The organism is Undibacterium sp., assembly GCF_030683615.1.
In the GTDB taxonomy this organism is placed as follows: domain Bacteria; phylum Pseudomonadota; class Gammaproteobacteria; order Burkholderiales; family Burkholderiaceae_D; genus Undibacterium; species Undibacterium umbellatum.
This window is the reverse complement of record NZ_JAUXQE010000023.1, coordinates 20974-27258: the sequence shown is the minus strand read 5'-3', so window position 1 is coordinate 27258 and position 6285 is coordinate 20974. Positions and strand designations below refer to the sequence as shown.

Annotated in this window: 4 protein-coding genes; all 4 read left to right on the top strand. The window is 44.0% G+C overall.

Annotated elements, in window-relative coordinates:
• Window positions 1-3343 (top strand): RHS repeat domain-containing protein (locus Q8K39_RS13665; RefSeq protein ID WP_305260984.1); only part of this gene is annotated, 3343 nt, incomplete at its 5' end.
• A gap of 29 nt (window positions 3344-3372) precedes the next feature.
• Window positions 3373-3678 carry a hypothetical protein gene (locus tag Q8K39_RS13660; protein ID WP_305260982.1) on the top strand — a complete coding sequence of 102 codons (306 nt, stop codon included), beginning with the start codon at window positions 3373-3375 and terminating at the stop codon, window positions 3676-3678.
• Window positions 3679-3929: 251 nt separating this feature from the next.
• Window positions 3930-5390, top strand: a complete 1461-nt coding sequence (locus Q8K39_RS13655; RefSeq protein ID WP_305260980.1) for an RHS repeat-associated core domain-containing protein — start codon at window positions 3930-3932, stop codon at window positions 5388-5390.
• 362 nt (window positions 5391-5752) lie between these two features.
• Window positions 5753-6217, top strand: a complete 465-nt coding sequence (locus Q8K39_RS13650) for a hypothetical protein (protein WP_305260977.1) — start codon at window positions 5753-5755, stop codon at window positions 6215-6217.
• Window positions 6218-6285 lie beyond the last annotated feature (68 nt).

The window sequence follows — 6285 nt, the reverse complement described above, 5'->3', positions numbered from 1 at the left end:
AGTTAAGGAAAAGCAGCATCACCGCGACTCCTCCATTCTTGTCACCGAACATACCTACGACGCTCTTGGCAATCGTACCTCAACTCGAGACCATTTCGAAAACGTAACTCTCTTCGAGTATGATGAGTTCGGACGTCAAACCAAAATCATCCATCCAAAATGTCTCTCATGCGACGGACAAGCATTCAACCCAACCGTCCAATACCAATATGACATTGTGGGCAACATTGTCTCCGAAACCGACGGATTAGGTAATTCCACCAAAACCACCTACAACATCCGTGGCCAACCCATAACAATTACCCATCCAGATGGCTCCAAAGAGCGCTTTGAGTATAACATAGATGGCACACTATATAAAAAGTGGGAGAAGAGTGGTCTTCTCTGCCAGTACGCCTACGATGGCCTACAGCGCCTCATCCAAGAAGCCTGCTATGACATCGATGGCACATTTCTCCGTGCTACCCAAAACGTATATACAGGCGCTCTTCTCACTCAAACCATCGATGCTATGGGGAACATTACAGAATATCAATACGATGGCGCCGGACGCAAAATAGCCGAAATTCAAGCCAATTCTCGCGCTACCTTTGCCTATGACTCCCTAGGACGCCAAAACATCACAACACGTTGGTTAAACGAACAAACTTACACCCAAGAAATTCAAGAGTATGACGTTCTAGACCGTATCGTCGAGTACCGAATCCAAGATGAAACAGCCCAAACACTGCGCAAAGAGCGCTATGGCTATGACATCAGAGGTAATAAAGCCCTCACAGAAACATTCATCGATGAGCAAACATCATCCATCTCACAAATCTGCTTTGATACACGCAACAGACCCATATCGATTCAAGATGCTCAAGGTAACCTCACAACCATACATAACTTCGAGCGCTATCCTAATCCGCTCGGAGGATATCTATTTTGTAAGACAACTACCGATCCATTAGGTAATCAAACGATTGAGGTCTACGATCCATTAGGACGAGTGACAACCACCGAGAAGCGTAATTTTGCGAATCAACGCCTTTCGTATCAGAGTCTCTTCTACGACAACGCTGGTAACAAAGAGCTGCAGCAGGACGTTGTCTATGCGAGCGGTCACATGAAAGGCTCCTATGTCATCGATTGGACATATGACAGCATGGGACGGCCTCTTGTTACCACTGAGAACGGCGATGATGGCTCACGCAAAGTCACAAAACACACATACGACGAGAGTGGACGTCTACAAACGATCACCAAACCTGATGGTGTCGTTTTAAGTCATCTATACGACCCAATAGGTCGTTTGAAACAGCTTTCTTCCTCTGACAACACGATTTCGTATTTATATGAATATGATCTCAATGATAACTTGTTGACTAGCACGGACAGCCTATCCAATGCGGCTACACAACGCTGCTATGACTCGCAAAATCGCCTTATTCAAGAGACATTAGCGAATGACTTAACTCTCTCTTTTAGTTACGACGGTTTAGGAAGAGTTTCAGACGTGATCTTACCTGATAGCACAGGAATCCGTTATACCTACCTTGGAGTACACCTAAGTCAGGTCGCGCGTTTGGACTCTTCACAAAACCTCATTTATTTGCATTCATACGACTCTTATGACCTGCGAGGTCTAGAACACCAACAGACACTGATAGGCAACGCTGGAACCGTCAAGCTTACCTACGATGCTTTGGGACGTCCCTTGGCCAAATTGGCACCTTATTTTAGCCAAGTCATTACTGCGCATGGTTATGATGCCGCCGGCAACTTGCTCTCTACAACCTTTACAGACGCGCTTGGTACAGATAGTCGTATGTACACTTATGACGACCTCTATCAGCTAACAAGCGAGAGGGGAGGCGAATCTCATTCTTATTCGTACGATTCCATATGCAATCGCTTGAGCAAAGATAACATAGCGTATAACCTCAACGGACTGAATCAAATCACTGCCGAATCCGACATAGCCTATCAGTATGACCAGAATGGCAATTTGATAGCTAAAATCACTCCGGTTGACTCCTATCGCTACTCTTATGACGCCTTAAACCGAATGATAAGCACCGAAGGTCCTTATGGTACCGTATTCTATACCTATGACTCATTTGGCAGACGTTTGAGCCAAACTCATAACACCAACACCACACAATACCTATATCAAGGCCAATGTGAAATTGGCTCTTATTTGGACGGGGAGTTGCGTGAGTTGCGCATTTTGGGTAAAGGCAAAGGCGCCGAGTTAGGAGCTGCCATAGCCATGGAAACTGCAGGCAAAGTTTTTGCTCCTATTCACGACCATTTTGGCAACGTTTGTTGTTTAGTTAATAGCTCTACTGGAGAAGCAGAGCAATGCTATCGATATACCGCCTTCGGAGAAACCACATCACATGGCATTGTACAAAACCCATGGCAGTATGCTAGTAAGCGTTTTGACCCACTGACAGCTTTCCATCGATTTGGCAAGCGCGATTACGATTGCCGCCTTGGCAGATGGCTCACACCCGATCCTGCGGGCTTTACCGATGGCCCCAATCTTTATGCCTACGTCCGCAACTCTACCTTGATCCTATTTGATCCTTGGGGACTCACTGGACAGAAAGCGATTGGTAAACCAAAAGAACATGTGGGAGGCCGTACGTTTAGAGTTGGAGAGCTTAGCTATTGTGGTGGCATTGTGGGTATCCTTGCTAATTGGCTTCCTCACGAAAGACGAAAACTTTGTTCAAAAATCTGCCATGACCTATTTTCGTTTGCGGCATCTACAATAACGGAAGCTCGAAGAGAGCGTGACATGGTAGGCAATCTTATTGGCTTAGCCACAGATCTGACCCTTCCAGACTTGCCAAAAAATTCTGCGGAAAACAATCGTAATGATTGGGTAGGCCAAACTCATCAGAAGATCGATGAAGTACACTTCACAGATATGGCGGAATTTTATACTCCTGAGGCTGTAGAAGCACGATCCATTGATGGACCCACTCTCTGCATGATGCCTAGCCCTGGGATAGTGTTAAATAAGTTTCATTTTAATGCCTTCTATCTTTCAAAGCAGGCCCAAAATACCATTAGGATTCTACGGAAGTGGGCGAAGAGCAAAGGCTGGACAAAGCTTCCTAATCCAAACGGTGCGCCAGAAAAATGGGGAGTGTATGATAATGGCAAATTTGAATGGCACCTTGTCATAAAATCGGAAGCTAGCTTGCGACCAGGTTTAGAACCGGGTAGTATGTTACCCAGATTTGACGCTAGGTTGAGAAAAGGAGGAAATGGTTACATTAATCCGATTTCTGGCAAAATAGGAAGTGAAAAAGTTGGAACTCATATACCGTTGGATTGTGAATGGTAATGTGTTTTGAATTTGAAAGAGATATTTAAATGAAAGATCGAGTTCAATTATTAGTGGATATTTTATTAGATAAAGGCGCACGTGAAGATGAAAGAGATGATGCAGCGATTGATCTAAGGCACTATAACGACATTCGCGCCCTAAGAGCACTAATTGAAGTGACCTCAGACGCAACTGATATTGATACCATAGTAGACAATAGCGCCGAATCTCTTGCATTCATTTTAATTAAACGTGATGAATTTGATGAATGTCAAATTAATACGTTAATTCCATGGGCTAAGAAAACGGTATTAGATGTTATTAGAGAAAATAAACCAGGCCTTATCAAATAAAAATTCTGGCCTGACATCTGTTCGAGATAATGGAGACTTGACGAGTCGCCAATCCAGGTTTTAGGGACAAGCAAAGAAGGAAGAGGCAATAGGCCGCTAAAAGCTGCCTTTTTCAGGCTCCTAATAGTCCACGCGGAGCTTGCGTCGGTTCGACGTGTTTCTTAACGTGTTCGTATGACGACCTATATCAGCTCACGATCGAGAGTGGGGGCGAATTTCATACTTACTCTTATGATTCGATATGCAATCGTTTGAGCAAGGACAGCATAGCGTATAACGTCAACGGACTGAATCAAGCCACCGCTGAGTCAGACATAGCCTATCAGTATGACCAGAATGGCAATTTGATTGCCAAGATCACTCCTATTGACTCCTATCGCTATTCTTACGACGCTTTAAGCCGAATGATAAGCACCGAAGGTCCTTATGGTACTGTAACCTATACCTATGACTCGTTTGGAAGACGTTTGAGCCAACTTCACAACACTGATACCACACAATACTTATACCAAGGCCAATGTAAAATCGGATCCTATTCGAACGGCGAGTGGCGTGAGTTGCGCATTTTGGGTAAAGGTAAAGGCGCTGAGCTTGGTGCTGCGATAGCTATAGAAATAGCAGACAAAGCTTTTGCTCCTATTCACGACAATTTTGGCAACGTTTGTTGTTTAGTTAATAGCTCTACTGGAGAAGCACAATGCTATCGATATACCGCCTTCGAAGAAACCACATCACATGGCATTGTACAAAACCCATGGCAGTATGCTAGTAAGCGTTTCGACGGACTGACAGGTTTCCATCGATTTGGCAAGCGCGATTACGACTGCCGTCTTGGCAGATGGCTCACACCCGATCCTGCGGGCTTCGTTGATGGCCCTAACCTCTACGCCTACGTCCATAACAGCCCCATGACACTCTTCGACCCTTGGGGACTCCAAGGGCAGTATAACAAGCCTATTGGAAAGCCAGAAGATCGAGGGCGTGAATCATCAGGTATTAAACTTAGTGATCATTGCTTTGGTGTGATTGTCTTTCTCGCAAACAATTTCAGTAAGGAAATTAGAGAGCGTAGCGCACGTTTTGCTCACCATACACTTAGCACTTTATCTGAATACGGTTCTGCCCTTCCTCATGTTCAGCAGTCTGTTCAGGGCTTATATGATGACTTTGCTGGACGCTTAGATCTTCCTCAATTTTCTACTAACCCAATGGCGAATTATAGTAATGGGACTGCAGGCGGTCATCAAATCATTGATCAGATGTTTTCAACAAATTATGCCCCTGATTATACTCCTGAGATGTTGGATAGCAGACGTTTAGATATTGCTGTGGGTACGTTACCGTTCCCTGGAGCGACAAATATAACTTCTGTAGTCTTTAGAAAGTCAATTCAGGTAACTAAACATATCTGGTCCTCGACGAAGAGTCAGAGCTTTGTTCAAAATGCATATAGACACTGGAAAGACCATAGACACGATTTTCCTTCAATGCACAACGCAAAACAGTACGTCGAAGCGGCTAGAGACTTTATTAACGCCCCTCCTTCGGATGTTCTAACAAAAATACGATTAAACGGAGATACTATATTCTATAGCCCATCTTCTAACACGTTTGTGGTATCAAATCGTTTTAGATTACCACGAACTATGTATAAACCGAACCCTGCCATCCATAAACACCAGAATAACTTAGAGTATTTTTATGAACAATGAACCCAACAACCTAGCTTGTAGAGTGTGTGGAAATATTCAAAACGAGCCCCCATGGGGTGAGAACGGACAGTGTCCAACATACGAAATATGTGACTGTTGTGGAGTAGAATTTGGGTATGGAGACTGCAATCTAAAAGCCATCAAGGCGTCTAGAGACAGATGGCTTGAAAATGGAGCCTGCTGGAAATATGCAAAGGAAAAGCCTTCAGACTGGTCATTAGAGAAGCAACTGAAGAGCATACCAGAAAACTATAGGTAACGGAGACCGTCTCGTCGATGAGAGCTATATTAGGTCTCGCGGCTCTATCCGGAGGGCAGCTAAACTTCAGGTTTTTATCATTTTAATTTTGTAGGCAAATGAAATGAAGTTTGTGATTGAAGATGCGCGTGGAAGCAAAAAGTTCATTCTTTTTTATAGAGACAGTGACTATTCGTTCGACATTGAGCCAGGTATTAAGGGTGGGGGGGCATCAATTATGGTGAATGACTTACAGCTAGAAATGACCGACCAAGGAGAAATAATTTATGTATGGGGTTTGTGTCCAATGGGTCATTACAAAAAAATTGAGGTCTTCCCGAAGCACCTTCAGAATAAAGCAATTTTTGCTGTGTTAGAAAGTACTCCACAGCTAGGAGTATCATATCGACTAAATCCGCGAGAAAGGTGGCCCACATTTATCAATTTGAACGAGGGATGGATTTGTATCGGAAACCCTGAACTTTCTGGAAGGCTGCTGATTGAGTTTGCACCCAAATGTGTCGCTAGTATGAAAGGAGAGGAAATTGTCGCTATTTGGCTAAAACCGGTGAATTTGCCTATACTTTAGGCGCTTCGTGTTGGGATGATAAATCTTTAGTATATTACATCAGCAAACGTTTCGGTCCGCTTAAGGGA

Coding starts and splice junctions, on each gene's coding strand:
- Q8K39_RS13650 (WP_305260977.1), top strand. CDS start 5,753: ATGAAGTTTGTGATTGAAGATGCGCGTGGAAGCAAAAAGTTCATTCTT.
- Q8K39_RS13660 (WP_305260982.1), top strand. CDS start 3,373: ATGAAAGATCGAGTTCAATTATTAGTGGATATTTTATTAGATAAAGGC.